The organism is Bradyrhizobium sp. 153 (genome assembly GCF_023073835.1).
Classification (GTDB): domain Bacteria; phylum Pseudomonadota; class Alphaproteobacteria; order Rhizobiales; family Xanthobacteraceae; genus Bradyrhizobium.
Genome location: NZ_JADPKH010000084.1, coordinates 1 through 1,358 on the forward strand (window position 1 = coordinate 1; position 1,358 = coordinate 1,358).

The 1,358-nt window shown below is 62.1% G+C and carries 1 protein-coding gene; it reads left to right on the forward strand.

Annotation, left to right across the window (positions count from 1 at the left end; all coding sequences use genetic code 11):
- Positions 1-85: 85 nt before the first annotated feature.
- Entirely contained in the window at positions 86-1,126 is a 1,041-nt protein-coding gene (locus IVA91_RS22730; protein ID WP_247279020.1) for an IS110 family transposase, read from the forward strand.
- Positions 1,127-1,358 lie beyond the last annotated feature (232 nt).

Below are 1,358 nucleotides of genomic sequence, written 5' to 3' on the forward strand. Positions count from 1 at the left end.
TGATGTGGTGGAACGGCCCGCTCCAACAGCATCAAAGTGCTAGAACGTGGTCGTTGTTCGAACGCCACAAAGGAAGGACCGTTCCGTGAAACAGGTTAGCACCATCGGGTTAGATTTGGCCAAGAACGTTTTCCAGGTTCACGGCGCGGATGCGGAGGGCTCGCCCGTGTTCAACAGGAAATTGCGGCGCAGCGAGGTTCTGCGCTTCTTCGAAAAACTGCCACCATGCCTGGTGGGGATGGAAGCCTGCGGTAGCGCCCACTATTGGGCGCGCGAGATCGCAGCTCTCGGTCATGAGGTGCGGCTCATTCCGCCGGCTTATGTCAAACCCTTCGTAAAGCGAGGCAAAACGGATGCGGCGGACGCAGAGGCCATCAGCGAAGCGGTGACCCGAAAGACCATGCGCTTCGTACCGATTAAGACGGCTGAGCAACAGGCTGCCGCGATGGTGCTGAAGACCCGCGCTCTTCTAGTGCGGCAGCGAACGCAGGCGGTCAACGCGTTGCGCGCGCATCTGGCAGAATTGGGGATCATCGCCACCGCCGGCCTGGCAAAAGTTGAGACGCTGGTCGCAATCATACGGGATCAGACAGATGCTCGCCTGCCCGCAGCAGCGCGCTTCGCGCTGAAGGCTATTGCCGACGAGATTGAAGCTTCAGCCGACCAGATCGAGAGGCTCGAGCGCGCGATTGTCGTGGAGACAAAGCACGACGAGGACATGCGTCGGTTGACCACGATCCCTGGCGTCGGCGCCATCACGGCGGCGACCATCAAGGCGCTCGTGCCGGATCCCGGCGGGTTCAAGTCGGCTCGCCACTTTGCCGCCTGGCTGGGATTGACGCCGCGGCCTCATTCAAGCGGAGGCAAAGAGCGACTGGGAGGAATATCGAAGATGGGAAATCCGGAACTCCGCTCTCTCCTCGTTGTCGGGGCGACGGCCGTCTTGCGGGTTGTCCGAAACGACGCTCGGGCGCGGCCGTGGCTGAAGGCGCTTCTCGCCAGACGGCCCTTCAAGGTTGCCGCGGTCGCGCAGGCCAACAAGACGGCGCGGATCATCTGGGCGCTTCTGAACAAGGGTGGGACGTACCGACGTCCCGACCCGCTGACTGCCGCGGCCGCCGTCTGATGGACGCAGTGACCGCCAAAGCGATCTGACCGGCGCAGGCCGGCAGAGGCAAGGTGCAACAACAGCCGATGAACCCATGGGACGACATCCCGAAACGAGTGAAGCTACTGCCCCCAATGCGCTCAAACGCGTAAACTTGATTTAGCTCCTCGTTCCGCGGATCTCATCGAGGCCAGCGGCCATGTGCCGCGCGCAAAGGCCGGACATATGACCGCACCGTTCCAATGTGTGA